Origin of the sequence: Spirillospora sp. CA-294931, assembly GCF_050946795.1 — a bacterium.
GTDB lineage: Bacteria > Actinomycetota > Actinomycetes > Streptosporangiales > Streptosporangiaceae > Spirillospora.
The window spans coordinates 8,422,056-8,437,063 of the sequence record NZ_CP192006.1 but is presented as its reverse complement, the minus strand read 5'-3'; the positions used below and the strand labels follow the sequence as shown (position 1 = coordinate 8,437,063).

Here is a 15,008-nt window from a genome sequence, read left to right as displayed (position 1 = left end):
CATGTACGGCAAGCCGGGCTGCCATCTGTGCGACGAGGCCCGCTCGGTGATCGAGCGCGTGGCGGGCGAGCTCGGCGTCCGGTGGGAGGAGCGCGACATCACGCGCTCGCGGGAAGACACCGAGCGATACTGGGAGCAGATCCCGGTCACGCTGGTCAACGGCGTCCAGCACGACTTCTGGCGGGTGGACGAGGCCAGGCTCCGCGCGGAGGTCGAGCGCTTGAGGAACGCTGGATGATTTCTGGTGATCGGGTCGCAACACGCTGGAAACGGGGTGTCTCGTCGGTCACACCGTCCCGGCGGGCCCGCGCGGCCGCCGGGCGTCCCGACACCTTGCTGAGCAAGGGTTTCGCGGCTTCGGGGCGGTGACCTGGCACCTCTCGTTAGAGGGGGGTCACTTTGTGCGCGTATTCACAAAGGCTTAACCTGGGTGATAGCCCTGGGCGGCCGGGCCGTGAGCGGTGAAGCCCCCGACGCGGAATGACCGGGGCCAGGGGCTCCGGCCCCGCCCTCAGCGTCGAGCCCCCGAAGAGCAGGCCGTGACACCTCGACAGAACCGAAATCGCGATCGCGCCGATCGCGGCATTCCCGAAGCCACCGTCGCGCGCCTGCCGGTCTACCTGCGGGCGCTGCACAGCCTCCAGGACCGCGAGGTCGCCACCGTGTCGTCCGAGGAGCTCGCGGCGGCTGCCGGGGTCAACTCGGCGAAGCTGCGCAAGGACCTCTCCCACCTCGGGTCGTACGGCACTAGAGGGGTCGGTTACGAGGTCGAGTACCTCGTCTACCAGATCTCTCGCGAGCTTGGACTGACCCAGGATTGGGTGGTCGCGATCATTGGTGTCGGTAACCTGGGCAGAGCGCTTGCCGGGTACGGCGGCTTCGCCTCGCGGGGGTTCCGGGTGGCGGGCCTGCTCGACGCCGACGAGGCAATCGTCGGACAGGAGATCTCCGGCATGACCGTGGAGAACATCGACCGGCTGGAAGAGGTCATCGCCGAGGGCGGGGTGTCGATCGCGGTGATCGCCACGCCCGCGAACGCCGCGCAGGGCGTGTGCGACCGGGTGGTCGCCGCGGGGGTCACGAGCGTTCTGAACTTCGCGCCCGTGGTGCTTTCGGTGCCAGAGGGCGTCGACGTGCGTAAGGTCGACCTGTCCATCGAACTTCAGATCCTCGCGTTCCACGAGCAGCGGAAGGCGGGCGGTCCGGACCAGATCGACCCCCCGGCCGGCAACGGCCGAGCCTCCGCCGCCACCCAGTACGTAGAGGCGGTAGAGGCATGAGCAGGGAGCGGGGCATGACAGCGGGGAGCGCGGTGTGAGCGTGTTGGTGGTGGGGCTGAGCCATCGGAGCGCCCCGGTGGCCCTGCTTGAACGCACGGCACTGGCCGGGGACGACCTGGCCAAGCTGCTGCACGCCGTCCACGACGCGGCCCATGTCGGCGAGGCCGCGATCGTGTCGACGTGCAACCGTGTCGAGGTCTACGCGGTGGTGGACAAGTTCCACGGCGGTGTCTCGGCGATCTCCGAGCTGCTGGCGCTGCACTCCGGCGTCCCGCTGGAGGAGCTGTCCCGTCGACTGTACGTCCACTACGAGGACCGGGCGATCCAGCACGCGTTCGCGGTGGCCTGCGGACTCGACTCGATGGTGGTCGGCGAGAGCCAGATCCTCGGGCAGCTGCGGCGGGGCCTCAAGCTCGCCCAGGACGAGGGCACGATCGGCCGCGAGCTGCACGAGGTGCTCCAGCAGGCACTGCGGGTCGGCAAGCGCGCGCACCACGAGACCGGCATCGACAAGGCCGGGGCCTCGCTGGTGAGCGTGGGGCTCGACGTGGCCGCCGCGTCCCTGCGTCCCGAGTCCGCCCCGGCGACCGCTCCCGGCGAACTGCCGCGCTCGTCACCGCGGCTGGACGGCGTCCGCGCGCTGGTGGTGGGCGCCGGTTCGATGAGCGGGCTGGCCGTGGCGACCCTGGCCCGCGCGGGCGCGGGCGAGATCGTCGTGGCGAACCGGACCTTCGAGCGCGCCGAGCGGCTGGCCGCCGCCAGCGAGGTGCCCGCCAGGGCCGTCCCGCTGGACGAGCTCGACCGCGAGCTCGCCGGCGCCGACCTGGTGGTGTCGTGCACCGGGGCGGCCGGGCTGGTGCTGACCGCCGAGGGTCTCGCCGACGCGATCGAGGCGGCGCCCGCGCGCCGCCGCTTCTTCCTCGACCTGGCGCTGCCGCACGACATCGACAAGAACGTGCGCGACCTTCCGGGCGTCGCGCTGGCCGGGCTGGACGAGCTGCGCACCGCGCAGGAGGCCGCCGAGGCCGTGGGCCCCGAGGCGATCGAGGCCGTCCGGCGCATCGTGGCCGCCGAGGTCGCCGCGTTCCTCGGCGCCGCCCGCGCCGCGGCGGTGGCGCCGACCGTGGTGGCGCTGCGCAGCAAGGCCGCCGAGGTCGTCGACGCGGAGCTGGCCCGGCTTTCGGGCCGCCTGCCCGAGCTGGACGACCGGGCGCGCAAGGAGATCACCCAGACCGTACGGCGCGTGGTGGACAAGCTGCTGCACGCGCCGACCGTACGGGTCAAGGAGCTGGCCTCGGCCCCCGGCGGCGACACCTACGCCGACGCGCTGCGCGAGCTCTTCGACCTCGACCCCAAGGCCCCGGAGGCCGTCGCCCGCGCCGACATCGGGAGCGGGCCCGGCGACGTCGCCGCCCTCTCGCCCCGGTCGGACGCGGCCGCCACGGGAGCCGACGATGAGGAGAAGCCGTGGCAGCGGTCTTGAAGCTCGGGACGCGCCGGAGCCTGATGGCGATGACGCAGTCCCAGCAGGTCGCGGACGCATTGACGCAGCGTACGGGGCATGTCGTAGAGCTGGTCGGGGTAACGACCGAGGGTGATGTTTCCAAGGCAATGCTCGCCCAGATCGGCGGCACCGGGGTCTTCGTCAACGCGTTGCGCGAGCGTCTTCTCGACGGAGAGGTGGACTTCGCGGTGCACTCTCTGAAAGACCTTCCGACGGCCGAACCCGCGGGGATCGCGCTGGCCGCGACGCCGCACCGCGACGACCCGCGCGACGCGCTGTGCGGGCCGTCCAAGCTGGCCGACCTGCCCGCCGGGGCCAGGGTCGGCACCGGCTCGCCGCGACGGGTGGCCCAGCTGCGCGCCCTGCGTCCCGACCTCGAGGTCGTGCCGATCCGCGGCAACGCCGACACCCGGCTGAAGAAGGTGACCGGCGGCGAGCTCGACGCCGTCGTGCTCGCCTATGCGGGCCTGCGCCGGATCGGCCGCCTGGACGACGTGGCCGAGGTCTTCGAGCCCGACCAGATGCTGCCCGCGCCCGGGCAGGGCTCGCTCGCGCTCGAATGCGCCGCCGCCCGCGACGATCTCCGCGAGGTACTTGGAACGCTCGACGACCCCGTGACCAGGGCCGCCGTCACCGCCGAACGGACGGTGCTCGCGGTGCTCGAAGCGGGATGTTCGGCACCCGTGGGAGCATACGCTGCCGAAGTAGAACAGAAGCTGCGTCTGACCGCCTCCGTCGTCGCCCACGACGGAAGCCGCCAGATCCGGCTTTCCGCAAGCGGCCACCCGTCCCAGGCCGAGCGGATCGGACGCGAACTCGCGGCCGCTCTGCTGGCCCAGGGGGCCGACCAGTTGATGGGGGAGCGAAATGAGCCCCGCTAAGCAGAGCCACGCCGAGAAGTCACCGGCCCTGGCGGTCCTGGCGCCCGCCGGCGTCGGGACGGTCACGCTGGTCGGGATGGGGCCGGGCGATCCCGGCCTGCTGACCCTGCGCGCCGCCGCCGTGCTCGAACGCGCAGACATGGTCATCGTGCGCCGCGACGCCGTCCATCCCGAGTTCCTGTCGCACTGCCGCGCGGACGTCGAGATCGTCGACTCCGGCGACGGCGACCCCGCCAAGCTGGCCGCCAAGGCCGCCAAGACGGGAAAGAACATCGTCCGCCTCTACATGGGCGACACCACCGTCGGCTGCAACGTCGCGGCCGAGGGCGCGGCGCTGAAGAAGGCCGGGGTGCCGTTCGAGATCGTCCCCGGGGTGTCCTCGATCACCGGGGTCCCCGCCTACGCGGGCATCCCGCTGACCGACGCCAAGCACCGTGAGGTCCGGGTCATCGACGCGTCCGAGGGCGGCGTCGACTGGGAGCGGTTCGCCGTGCCGGACGCCACGCTGGTGATCATGGGCGCCGAGGGGAGCGTGGCCGAGGTCGCCAAGGGCCTGGTCGCGGCCGGGCGTCCCGAGTCGACGCCCGCGGCCATGACCAGCCTGGGCTCCACGACCGAGCAGGAGACGGTGGTCTCCACGCTCCAGCGGCTCGCGCCCGACACCAAGGGCATGGAGGCCCCGGGCCTGATCATCGTCGGCGACGTCGTCGCCTGGCACGACAAGCTGGCGTGGTTCGAGACCAAGCCGCTGTTCGGGTGGCGGGTCCTGGTGCCGCGCACCAAGGAGCAGGCCGCGTCCCTGTCGGAGCAGCTGCGGAGCTACGGCGCCGTCCCGGACGAGGTCCCGACGATCTCGGTCGAGCCGCCGCGCACCCCGCAGCAGATGGACCGGGCCGTCAAGGGCCTGGTGACCGGCCGCTACGAGTGGGTCGTGTTCACCTCGACCAACGCCGTGCGGGCCGTCCGGGAGAAGTTCTCCGACTACGGGCTCGACGCCCGCGCGTTCGCCGGGCTGAAGGTCGCGGCGGTCGGCGAGCAGACGGCCGCGGCGCTGGTGGAGTTCGGCGTCCAGCCCGATCTGACGCCGACCGGCCAGCAGTCCAGCGAGGGCCTGGTCGAGGTCTGGCCGCCCTACGACGAAGACCTCGACCCGATCAACCGGGTGCTGCTGCCCCGCGCCGACATCGCCACCGACACGCTCATCGCGGGGCTGACCGGTCTGGGCTGGGAGTGCGAGGACGTCACCGCCTACCGGACGGTCCGCGCCGCGCCCCCGCCCGCCCCGATCCGCGAGGCGATCAAGGGCGGCGGCTTCGACGCGGTGCTGTTCACCTCCTCGTCCACGGTGAAGAACCTCATCGGGATCGCGGGCAAGCCGCACAACGTCACGGTGATCGCGTGCATCGGGCCGCAGACCGCCAAGACGGCCGAGGAGTACGGCCTCCGGGTCGACGTGATGGCGGAGAAGCCGTCCGTTTCGGCCCTGGCCGAGGCTCTGGCCGAGTACGGTGCGAAGCGGAGGGCGGCTCAGATCCAGGCCGGTGACCCGCTGCGCAAGCCGAGCCAGATGCGCCGGGGCGCCCGCCGCCGCAAGTAATCGACACACGGAGATGACGGTCATGTTCCCTGTCACGCGTCCCCGGAGGCTGCGGCGCACGCCCGCGCTGCGGCGGCTGGTCGCCGAGACCCGGCTGGCCCCCGCCGACCTCGTGCTGCCGATGTTCGTCAAGGAGGGCATCGACGAGGCCAAGCCGGTCGCGTCGATGCCGGGCGTCCTCCAGCACACCCGCGACAGCCTGCGCAAGGCGGCCCACGAGGCCGTGGAGGCCGGGGTCGGCGGGCTGATCCTGTTCGGCATCCCGGCGGAGAAGGACGGCACCGGCTCGGCGGCCGACGACCCGTCGGGCGTCATGCAGGTGGCGCTGCGCGACCTGGCGTCCGACCTGGGCGACGCCACGGTGATCATGACCGATCTGTGCCTGGACGAGTACACCGACCACGGCCACTGCGGCATCGTGACCGCCTCCGGCGAGATCGACAACGACGCGACGCTGGAGCGGTACGCCTCGATCGCCGTCGCGCAGGCCGCCGCGGGCGCGTCCGTGGTGGCGCCCAGCGGCATGATGGACGGCCAGGTCGGCGCGATCCGCACCGCGCTCGACCAGGCGGGCTACACCGGCGTCTCCATCCTCGGGTACTCGGTCAAGTACTCCTCGGCGTACTACGGGCCGTTCCGCGACGCCGCCGAGTGCGCGCCGCAGTTCGGCGACCGCTCGACCCACCAGCAGGATCCAGCCAACGCCGCCGAGTCGCTGCGCGAGGTCTTCGCCGACATCGACGAGGGCGCCGACATGGTGATGGTCAAGCCCGCGGGCCCCTACCTCGACATCGTCCGCCAGGTCCGCGACGCCGTCGACGTCCCGGTCGCGGCCTACCAGGTCAGCGGCGAGTACTCGATGATCGAGGCCGCCGCCGCCAACGGGTGGCTCGACCGCGACCGCACCATCCACGAGTCGCTCACCTCGATCCGCCGCGCGGGCGCCGACATCATCCTCACCTACTGGGCCACCGAGGTGGCGCGCGCCCTTCGCTGAACCTCCGGGCTCCGTGATCGTTTGCCGGGGATCAGGCCGCTCTAGTCAATTAGGGCCGTATCTCGGGGGTTGGCGTGTCCGGCACATGGCCGCCCGGTCATCATCGTTATCAAGGACCCACGTTCGGCCTGGGGCAAGGGGGGCGATGATGCTGGCGGTTTCGGGGAGCAGAAGACAGAAGGCTCACGACCGGATGCACGACCGGCTGGCCAGGGCGGCGCGAGAGTACGCCGCGCTGGGCTGGCCCTGCAACCTGGGGGCGTTCGCACCGGAGCGGGGTGACCGCGCGTGCTCGTGTGACCGGCTCGGCTGTCCCGACCCGGGGGCGCACCCCATGTCGGCGGCCTGGGGCTTGCAGTCGTCCGATGACGCGGGGGTGCTGGACGGCTGGTGGCGCAAATGGCCGCAGGCCAACATCATCCTGCCGACCGGACGGGTCTTCGACGTGTTCGACGTCCCGGCCGAGGCGGGGGCCTTGGCCCTGCGACGCATCGACGCCGACGCGCTCGCGGCCGGTCCCGTCGCGGCGGTGGGCGACGAGCGGTACCTGTTCTTCGTCGCGACGCGGGGCGCGCCCGACGACGAGGACGAGTGGTGGTCGTGCCACCTGGACTGCTCGCCCGAGACCGTGACCGAGACGCCGGGAATGCGCTGGCACTGCCGCGACAGCTACGTGGTGGCGCCGCCCTCGGTGCTCCCGCACGGCCGTGAGGTCGTCTGGATCCGCCCGCCGGACGGTTCTCCGCTGCCCGACCCGCTGCGGCTGCTGGAGCCGCTCTCCGACAGCTGTGAGGCTACCGGGGCGCGGTGATGGCCACGCGGCGTCCCCAGCCCGAGTAGGTCGACTGGAGCACCTGGGCGCGGGCCTTGTCCTGGCCCTGCACCTTGATCCACACATGGACGGGCCGGAGCCCCCGGTCGAGCCGGACGGCGAAGGAGACCTGCCGGGCTCCGGTGGCGGTGGCCAGCTCGGCGTAGAGCGGGCCCACGTCGGGCAGCGCCGACAGCTGGTCGATGGGGGCACTGCCCAGATAGACCTGCTTCGCCTTGCGGAAGGCCGTGCTCGACTCCAGCAGCTTGTTGAGGTTGGCCATCGAGCTCGCCCAGCGCGCCTGCGCCGCCAGGGCCGGGTAGCCCTTGGCCCGCGCCTGCGCGGGGGACTGCTGCCAGGTCTTGCCCGCGCGCACGAAGGCCACGTCGCGCAGCACGACGGCCCTGGCCGGACGGCGCGCGTCGCCGGAGCCGCTCACGGTCATCGTGTAGGACGGCGGGCCCGAACGGGCCAGGGCGAACGAGCCGCGCGCACCCGTCGTGACGCCGCAGCAGCCCGTCCTGCGATAGGTGAACGAGGCGCTCGGCGCGCGCGAGGTGGCCTGGCCGATGCGTCCGGCCAGGGCGGCGGCGCGGGGGTCGACCGGCGCGGTGGGACGCAGGCTGCCCCGGTTGGCGGGGCTCGTCGGGGGCGCCTTCTCCTTGTCCTTGTCCTCGCCCATCACCAGGGCGGCGCCCACGACGCCGCCGATCACCAGCACGACGGCCAGCGCGGCCACCAGGATTCGCGTCAGCGGGCGTCCGCCGCCGGTCTGGCCGGTCACCACGGCGTAGGGGCCGGACACGCGGCGTCCGGCCGGTGCGGGTTCGGGACGGTCGGCGGCGTGCGCCGCCAGCTCGGTCAGCCTGCTGCGTCCCTGCGCCTCCCAGGCGGGGCCGTAGGCGCCGACCGCGGCCTCCTCGACCAGCCGCAGGAACTCGGCCGCCGACGCCGGACGCTCCCGCGGGTCCTTGGCCAGCCCCTGGGTGATCAGCTCGCGGAGCGGGCCCGGGACCTCCTCGGCGGGGATCGGGTTCTCGCGGTGCGCGCGGGCGACGCCCGACTGGCTGCGCGCGGTGAACGGGGGGCGTCCGGTGAGGCACTCGTAGAAGATGATCGTGGCGGCGTACAGGTCGCTGGCGATGGACGCGGGCGCGCCGTCCCACAGCTCGGGCGCCCCGTATGCGGGGCCCGCCTGGGCCTCCCCGCCGGGCGGCGCGAGGCCGAAGTCGGTGATGCGGCTGTTGCCCTCGGTGTCGATGAGGATCTCCGACGGCCGCAGGCCGCCGTGGACCACTCCGGCCGCGTGCGCGGCGGCCAGCCCGACCAGCGTGCCGCCCAGCATCGACAGGGCGGCCAGCGGCCCGGTGGGGCCCTGCGCGGCCAGGACGCGCCGCAGGCTGACGCCGTCGACGCGCTCCATCACCGCCGCCGTGCCCTCGGGGGTCTCGACGAACTCGTACAGGTCGACGATGTTGGGGTCTTCGAGCTGCGACATCAGCCGGGCGACGGCGCGGTAGCGGTCGAGGAACCCCGAGTCGCGGCCGAGGCGGCCGTCGAGATACTTGATCGCGACCTTGGTCTGGGTGAGGTCGTCGACGGCGAGGACCACCCGTCCGCCGGAGCCGGTCCCCAGCTCGCCGACGTGGGTGAAGCCTGGGACCGTCCAGCCGTTGACGGCGTTTACCACGTTACGAGCCCTCCCTCCGGGACTTCGGCACGCGCCGGTGTGGCACCGGTGGTGGGGGCGCCGTTGCTGGGTGTACTTGGTGGAATATCGGCCACTTGGCGCCGAGGTCAAGAGCAGAGGCCAAAATGCAACTGTCAGACTGGTGCGGTGAGCGAATTCCAAGACTCCAAGCGCCTGTTCGAACGCGCGAACGCGGTGGTTCCGGGCGGCGTCAACTCCCCGGTCCGCGCGTTCAAGGCCGTCGGCGGCACCCCCGCTTTCATCGCCTCGGCCAAGGGCCCCTACCTGACCGACGTCGACGGCAACGAGTACGTCGACCTGGTCTGCTCCTGGGGCCCGATGATCCTCGGGCACGCCCATCCCGCCGTGGTGGAGGCGGTCCGCGAGGCGGCCGGGCGCGGGACGTCCTACGGGGCGCCCACGCCGGGCGAGGTCGAGCTGGCCGAGGAGATCGTGGCCCGCACCCCGGTCGAGAAGGTGCGGCTGGTCAACTCGGGCACCGAGGCCACCATGTCGGCGATCCGCCTGGCCCGGGGGTACACCCGGCGCGCGCGCATCGTGAAGTTCGCCGGGTGCTACCACGGCCACGTCGACTCCCTGCTCGCCGCCGCCGGGTCGGGCGTGGCCACGCTCGCGCTGCCCGACACCCCCGGGGTGACGGGCGCGACCACCGCCGACACGATCGTCCTGCCCTACAACGACGTGATCGCGGTCGAGGAGGCGTTCGCCGAGTTCGGCCACGAGATCGCCTGCGTGATCACCGAGGCCGTCCCGTGCAACATGGGCGTCGTCCCGCCGCTGCCCGAGTTCAACCGGCTGCTGAAGTCGCTGTGCGAGCGCAACGGCGCCCTGCTGGTCATGGACGAGGTGCTCACGGGCTTCCGCGCCTCGGCGTCGGGCTGGTACGGCATCGAGCGGGTCGAGGGCGACCTGATGACGTTCGGCAAGGTCATGGGCGGCGGCCTGCCCGCCGCCGCGTTCGGCGGCCGCGCGGAGATCATGGACCACCTGGCCCCGGCCGGGCCGGTCTACCAAGCGGGCACGCTGTCCGGTAACCCCCTGGCCACCGCCGCCGGCCTGGCCACGCTGCGCAACGCCACCCCCGAGGTCTACACCGCGATCGGACGCTCGGCGTCGGTGATCTCCGAGGCCGCGTCCGCCGCCCTCGAGAAGGAGGGCGTCCCGCACAGCCTCCAGGTCGCGGGCAACTTGTTCTCGGTCTTCTTCCGTGGCGGAGCGGTGGGCGACTTCCAGACCGCCCAACAGCAGAACGTCAAGGCCTACGCGGCCTTCTTCCACGCCGCCCTGGAACGCGGCGTCTACCTGCCCCCGTCCGCGTTCGAGGCCTGGTTCCTGTCGTCCGCCCACGACGACGCCGCCCTGGAACGCGTCCTCGAAGCCCTCCCCCACGCCGCCCGCGCCGCCGCCGCGGCGTCCGGCTAGTCGGGGAGGGCTCGTAGGGCTGTCAGGGCCTGGGAGACCGAGGTCGGGCGGGGGGCGTGCAACGGGGCGCGGACTCCGGGGTCGTCGATGATGCCCCGTTCGGCCAGGGCGGCCTTCAGGACGGCGGGCGACGGCTCGCTGAACAGGGCGTCCACCATTGGCAGCAGCGCCTTGTGCAGGGCGCGTGCCCGGGTGGTGTTGCACGTGCCGACCGCCTCGGCCATGGACGAGTACGTGGCCGGGGCCAGGCACGCGGAGGCGGTGATGCTCCCCGCGGCGCCCAGCGCGAGCATCGGGAACACGTACGGGTCGTCGCCGCACAGCACCGACTTGCGGTGGTCGGCGGCCAGCAGGTCGAGGGTGTCGTGGTCGACGGCGCCGGGGCAGTGCTTGAGGCCGTCGACGCAGTCCAGCGCGAGCAGCCGCAGCAGCCCCTCCGATGTCAGGTGCTTCCCCGTCCGGTAGGGGATGTTGTACGGCAGCAGCGGGACGTCCACCGCCGCGCCGACGGCCGCGATGTGGTCGACGACCCCGTCGTCCGACGGACGCAGGTAGTACGGGACGACGACCAGCAGCGCGTCGGCCAGGGGCGCGCGTTCGCTGGCCTCGGCGATCGAATCCTCGGTGCCCATCGTCCCGGCGCCGACGATGAGCGGCGTCCCGTGCTCCAGCGACACCGCGCGGCACACCTCCAGGACGGCCCGGCGCTCGGCCGCGTTCAACAGCGCCGCCTCGCCGGTGGTGCCGAGCGCGACCAGGCCCGCGACGCCGTTCTCCAGGCAGTGCCGGGCCAGCCGCTCCAGCGACTTGGTGTCGACGTCGCCCGCGTGGGTGAACGGCGTGACCAGTGAAGCGTGGATTCCTTGCATGAGTCTCACCTCGTCTGGACGGGTTCGGGAACGGCGGGGAGCACGGCGCGGGCGCGCGGGCGGACGCTGCCGATCGCCACCCCGCTGATGATGAGGACGGCGGCCAGGGCCCGCAGGGGGCTGAGCCGCTCGTCCAGGAGGATCACCGCCGAGGCGATGCCGAACGGCGGGACGAGCAGCGAGTACATCGCCACCGTGCTGGCCTCGTAGCGGCGCATCAGCCAGCCCCAGACGCCGAAGCCGACCAGCGTCGAGATGTAGGCGATGTAGCCCAGCGACAGGACGCCCGCGAGCGAGGCGCTCGTCACGGCCTCGGGCAGCGCGCCGGGGCCCTCGAAGACCAGCGAGAGGCCGAACAGCGGGATCGGCGGCACCAGCGACATCCACACCATGAAGCCGAGGGCGTCGACCGGCTCGTCGGTCGTCTGGTTCATCCGCCGCATCGCGACGTTGGCCAGGCCCCACATGGCGGCGCCGCCGACGCAGACGGCGAACGCCACCGCCGGGCTGCCCTCGCCGCCCGTCTGGGCCACACCCAGAATCGTCACTCCCGCGAACGCCACGGCCATTCCGGCGGTCTGCCCGGCCCTGAGCCGTTCACGCAGGAGGAAGCCGGCGAACAGCGCGGTGAACAGCGCCTGGGTCTGCAGGATGACCGAGGACAGCCCGGCGGGCATGCCCAGGTGCATCCCGATGAACAGCAGGCCGAACTGGCCGACGCCGAGCGGGACGCCCACCAGCAGGAGCCACCGGGCGGCGACCTTGGGCCTGGCCACCAGGAACACGGCGGGCACCGCCGCCGCGACGAAGCGGAGCGCGGCGAAAAGCAGCGGCGGGAAGTCCTCGAGCCCGACCTTGATCGGGACGAAGTTGAACCCCCAGAGGGCCGCGATCAGGGTCGCGAGCAGGACGTGACGTGGGCGCATATGGTCTGATGGTGGAGACCGGTTTGATTTAGGACAAGCTAGAAATACTTGACGGTTCGCTTTAGAGTTGCTTCATGCTCGATCTGGAACGACTCCGGGCACTGCACGCCGTCGCCGCGCACGGCTCGGTGAGCGCCGCCGCCGACGTCCTGCACGTCACCACCTCCGCGGTCTCCCAGCAGCTGGCCAAGCTGGAGCGCGAGACCGGGCAGAAGCTGCTGGAACGCCATGGCCGGGGCGTCCGGCTCACCGACGCCGCCGAACTCCTGGTCACCCATGCCGAACGCATCCTGTCGCTGGTCGAGCAGGCCCAGTCCGACCTGGAGGCCCACCGCGGCGCCGTCGTCGGGCAGTTGACCGTCGCCTCGTTCCCGACCGCCATCCGAGGCCTGTTCCCGCCCGCGCTGGCCGCGCTGCGCGCCGAGCACCCGGGGCTCCGCGTGCTGCTCCGCGAACTCGACCCCATGCAGAGCATGCCGCTCGTCGCGCGCGGCGACCTCGACGTGGCCGTCGTCCAGGACTGGAACAACGACCCGCTGCCGCTGCCCGAGGGCCTGCAGAAGGGCATCATCTGCGACGACCTCGCCGACGTCGCGCTGCCGCCCGACCATCCGCTCGCCGGACGCGACGAGATCGAGCTCAAGGAGCTGGCCGGCGACCCGTGGATCAGTTCGTCGGAGGAGAGCATCTGCTGCGACTGGCTGATCCGTACGCTGCGCTCCTTCGACAGCGAGCCCCGTATCGACCACATGGCCTACGAGTTCGCGACCCAGCTGTCGCTCGTCGCCGCCGGGCTCGGCAACACGATCCTCCCCCGCCTCGGCCGCTGCGACGTGCCGCCGGAGATCAGCGTCGTCTGCCTCAAAGAGCCCCTCAGCCGCCGCGTCTTCGCCGTCTGGCGCGAGGAGGCCGCCCGCCGCCCCGCCATCCGCGCCACCCTCGACTCCCTCCGCGCCGCCGCCGCTTCGGCCACCGGGACGCCCCGGGAGCCGTCCCCCCACATCACTTCAGCGCCTCCCGTCGCGCCGGAACGGGGTCCAGGAGCGGAGCCCCTGGCGGGGGGCGCGGGGGCGAGGAGCCCCCGCCAAGGTGTGCGACGCCCGGAACGGAGCGCCAGCGGAGTGCAGGGCGGCGTACACCGTCCCGGGGGGCGTGGGGGGTCGTCCCCCCACACCGGGTCGTCCCCCCACACCGGGTCGTCCCCCCACACCGGGTCGTCCCCCCACACCGGGTCGTCCCCCCACACCGGGGCCTCATGACCGGGTGGCACATCTCCGGCTTCACGCAGGTCCGGAGCCTGGGCGAGGGCGCGCAGGGGTCGGTGGTCCTGGCCCGGCACGACGAGACCGGCGGCCCGGTGGCGATCAAGTACCTGCCGCCGGAGGCCGACGAGCGGCACCGCGAGCGGATGGTCCACGAGGCCCGGATGCTCGGCCTGGTCCAGAGCCCGCACGTGGCGCGGCTGTACCGGCTCGTCCAGGGCGAGCAGGGCACCGCGATCCTCATGGAGGCGGTCGCGGGGGCCTCGCTCAAGGTCGTCCTGGAGCGGCACGGCGCGCTCGGCCCGGAGGCGGCGCTGACGGTCCTCAAGGGCTCGCTGCTGGGTCTGGCCGCGGCGCACGAGGTCGGCGTCGTCCATCGCGACTACAAGCCCGCCAACGTGGTCGTCCCGGCCGACGGCCGCAGCAAGCTCATCGACTTCGGCATCGCGACCCCCGAAGGCGACGAGGCGGGCGGCGCCGGGACGCCCTACTACATGGCGCCCGAGCAGTGGGCGCGGCACGTCGCGACCCCGGCCACCGACGTCTACGCGGCGACCTGCGTCTTCGTCGAATGCGTGACGGGCGAGCGCCCCTTCACCGGCAATCGGGACGCGCTGCGGGCGGCTCATCTGAACGAGCTGGTGCCCGTCGAAGGCGTCCCGGTGCCGCTGCGTCCCCTGGTGGCCCGGGGGATGGCCAAGCAGGCGGCGTTGCGCCCGTCCAGCGCGGCCCTGTTCGTCGACGAGCTGGAGCGGGTCGCCCACGAGACTTACGGGGACGGCTGGGAAGACCGTGGCATCCGCAAACTGGCCGCGTCCGCCGCCGCCCTGGCGGCGCTCTTCCCGATCGCCGCGACCATGGTCGCCCCCGGGACGGCCGCGGTCACGACGACCACCACCACCGCCGCGACCGGTGGCGCCCAGGCCCTGATCGGCTCCACCGCCGTCAAGATCGCGGCCACCGTCGGGGGAGTGGTGCTGGCGGCGGGCGGCGTGGTCGCCGTCCAGCAGTTCGCCACCCGGGACGAGGTCAAGTCGGCGGCGGGCCCCACGCCGACCGCCTCCCGCGTCGCGCTGACGCCCGTCAGCCAGTGCCGCGTGACCGACGAGCTCAACAGGGACCAGACGCCCAAGGGCACCCCCGCGTCCGTGCGGTTGCCCACCCAGGTGAAGCTCCCGTCCGGCGCGCGGATCTTCCAGTTCGCCAAGGACACCCGGGTCATCGGCCCCCCGGGCGAGTGCTCTGAGACCTCGGGCCACGCCTTCGCCACGTCCAGCGTGGGACGCCAACGGGCCGGCGTGGTCAGGCTCACCCGGCACTACACGATCAGCAGCCAGAACTCCGCGATCTGCTCCTACTTTCCCGACTCGCCGCAGGCCGCCAAGCTCCGTGGGACGCCGTGGGCCTGTGAGAACACGCCCGCGGCGATCACGAAGCTGGAGACGGGCGTTCCGGGCCTCCGTGCCGCGTTCGTCGCCACCAACGTCACCGGGGCCGAGACGCCGCCGTCCTCCTACACCGCCCTGCTCCTGGCGCTGCTCACCGACAAGGGCGCCTCGACCGAGCTCGACTGCGTCATGCCCTGGTCGAAGGCGTCCATCTGCACCGCCGCCTTCACGTACTGGTTCGCCGAGTCCACCGCCAAGCGGAACGTCCCCAAGGCGCAGCTCGACCGCGTCGCCAAGGCGATCGCCGCCCAGGTGGCCGCCTCGCGCCGCTGAGGCCGTGGCCCGCCTCCGGGCGCGAAA

General features: G+C 72.7%; 13 protein-coding genes. 10 read left to right on the top strand and 3 right to left on the bottom strand.

Features of this window, described 5'->3' with window-relative positions; translation table 11 throughout:
- Window position 1 precedes the first annotated feature (1 nt).
- The 7 genes from ACQPY4_RS38270 (at window position 2) to ACQPY4_RS38240 (ending at window position 7,070) form a co-directional block, all read left to right on the top strand.
- Window positions 2–238: a glutaredoxin family protein gene (locus ACQPY4_RS38270; protein WP_433339196.1), complete on the top strand. Its 237-nt coding sequence runs from the start codon at window positions 2–4 to the stop codon at window positions 236–238.
- Between the two features lie 301 nt (window positions 239–539).
- Complete coding sequence (locus ACQPY4_RS38265) at window positions 540–1,280, top strand: redox-sensing transcriptional repressor Rex (protein WP_433329652.1); 741 nt, start codon at window positions 540–542, stop codon at window positions 1,278–1,280.
- Window positions 1,281–1,314: 34 nt separating this feature from the next.
- Entirely contained in the window at window positions 1,315–2,763 is a 1,449-nt protein-coding gene (locus ACQPY4_RS38260; RefSeq protein ID WP_433329650.1) for a glutamyl-tRNA reductase, read from the top strand.
- 23 nt (window positions 2,764–2,786) lie between these two features.
- Entirely contained in the window at window positions 2,787–3,665 is an 879-nt protein-coding gene (gene hemC / locus ACQPY4_RS38255; protein WP_433339194.1) for a hydroxymethylbilane synthase, read from the top strand.
- Window positions 3,652–5,262, top strand: a complete 1,611-nt coding sequence (locus ACQPY4_RS38250; RefSeq protein WP_433329648.1) for a uroporphyrinogen-III synthase — start codon at window positions 3,652–3,654, stop codon at window positions 5,260–5,262. Before hemC ends, ACQPY4_RS38250 begins: the two co-directional genes overlap by 14 nt.
- A 13-nt stretch (window positions 5,263–5,275) precedes the next feature.
- Window positions 5,276–6,259: a porphobilinogen synthase gene (gene hemB, locus ACQPY4_RS38245; protein ID WP_433329646.1), complete on the top strand. Its 984-nt coding sequence runs from the start codon at window positions 5,276–5,278 to the stop codon at window positions 6,257–6,259.
- 148 nt (window positions 6,260–6,407) lie between these two features.
- The gene (locus ACQPY4_RS38240; protein ID WP_433339192.1) at window positions 6,408–7,070 is read left to right on the top strand and encodes a bifunctional DNA primase/polymerase; all 663 of its coding nucleotides are present in this window, start codon (window positions 6,408–6,410) and stop codon (window positions 7,068–7,070) included.
- Here ACQPY4_RS38240 and ACQPY4_RS38235 read toward each other — a convergent pair.
- Complete coding sequence (locus ACQPY4_RS38235) at window positions 7,054–8,760, bottom strand: serine/threonine-protein kinase (RefSeq protein WP_433329644.1); 1,707 nt, start codon at window positions 8,758–8,760, stop codon at window positions 7,054–7,056. The genes ACQPY4_RS38240 and ACQPY4_RS38235 overlap by 17 nt on opposite strands.
- A 147-nt stretch (window positions 8,761–8,907) precedes the next feature.
- On the opposite strand from ACQPY4_RS38235, the gene hemL reads away from it, so the two are divergent.
- Window positions 8,908–10,203 carry a glutamate-1-semialdehyde 2,1-aminomutase gene (gene hemL, locus ACQPY4_RS38230; RefSeq protein ID WP_433329642.1) on the top strand — a complete coding sequence of 432 codons (1,296 nt, stop codon included), beginning with the start codon at window positions 8,908–8,910 and terminating at the stop codon, window positions 10,201–10,203.
- Here the strand turns inward: hemL and ACQPY4_RS38225 are convergent.
- Together ACQPY4_RS38225 and ACQPY4_RS38220 are read right to left on the bottom strand one after the other, a co-directional pair.
- On the bottom strand, window positions 10,200–11,072 hold the full coding sequence (locus tag ACQPY4_RS38225; RefSeq protein ID WP_433329640.1) for a dihydrodipicolinate synthase family protein: 873 nt from the start codon (window positions 11,070–11,072) through the stop codon (window positions 10,200–10,202). The genes hemL and ACQPY4_RS38225 overlap by 4 nt on opposite strands.
- Before the next feature lie 5 nt (window positions 11,073–11,077).
- Window positions 11,078–11,998: an EamA family transporter gene (locus tag ACQPY4_RS38220; RefSeq protein WP_433329638.1), complete on the bottom strand. Its 921-nt coding sequence runs from the start codon at window positions 11,996–11,998 to the stop codon at window positions 11,078–11,080.
- 74 nt (window positions 11,999–12,072) lie between these two features.
- On the opposite strand from ACQPY4_RS38220, the gene ACQPY4_RS38215 reads away from it, so the two are divergent.
- Window positions 12,073–13,257 carry a LysR substrate-binding domain-containing protein gene (locus ACQPY4_RS38215; RefSeq protein ID WP_433329636.1) on the top strand — a complete coding sequence of 395 codons (1,185 nt, stop codon included), beginning with the start codon at window positions 12,073–12,075 and terminating at the stop codon, window positions 13,255–13,257.
- Window positions 13,254–14,981 (top strand): serine/threonine-protein kinase, encoded by a 1,728-nt coding sequence (locus ACQPY4_RS38210; RefSeq protein ID WP_433329634.1) that lies wholly within the window; start codon window positions 13,254–13,256, stop codon window positions 14,979–14,981. Before ACQPY4_RS38215 ends, ACQPY4_RS38210 begins: the two co-directional genes overlap by 4 nt.
- Window positions 14,982–15,008 lie beyond the last annotated feature (27 nt).

What these genes read in the sequence shown, in the direction of transcription:
- ACQPY4_RS38250 (WP_433329648.1), top strand. Translation starts at nt 3,652, where the DNA reads ATGAGCCCCGCTAAGCAGAGCCACGCCGAGAAGTCACCGGCCCTGGCG.
- hemC (WP_433339194.1), top strand. Translation starts at nt 2,787, where the DNA reads ATGGCGATGACGCAGTCCCAGCAGGTCGCGGACGCATTGACGCAGCGT.
- ACQPY4_RS38225 (WP_433329640.1), bottom strand. Translation starts at nt 11,072, where the DNA reads ATGCAAGGAATCCACGCTTCACTGGTCACGCCGTTCACCCACGCGGGC.
- ACQPY4_RS38270 (WP_433339196.1), top strand. Translation starts at nt 2, where the DNA reads ATGTACGGCAAGCCGGGCTGCCATCTGTGCGACGAGGCCCGCTCGGTG.
- ACQPY4_RS38215 (WP_433329636.1), top strand. Translation starts at nt 12,073, where the DNA reads ATGCTCGATCTGGAACGACTCCGGGCACTGCACGCCGTCGCCGCGCAC.
- ACQPY4_RS38210 (WP_433329634.1), top strand. Translation starts at nt 13,254, where the DNA reads ATGACCGGGTGGCACATCTCCGGCTTCACGCAGGTCCGGAGCCTGGGC.
- hemB (WP_433329646.1), top strand. Translation starts at nt 5,276, where the DNA reads ATGACGGTCATGTTCCCTGTCACGCGTCCCCGGAGGCTGCGGCGCACG.
- ACQPY4_RS38240 (WP_433339192.1), top strand. Translation starts at nt 6,408, where the DNA reads ATGCTGGCGGTTTCGGGGAGCAGAAGACAGAAGGCTCACGACCGGATG.
- ACQPY4_RS38220 (WP_433329638.1), bottom strand. Translation starts at nt 11,998, where the DNA reads ATGCGCCCACGTCACGTCCTGCTCGCGACCCTGATCGCGGCCCTCTGG.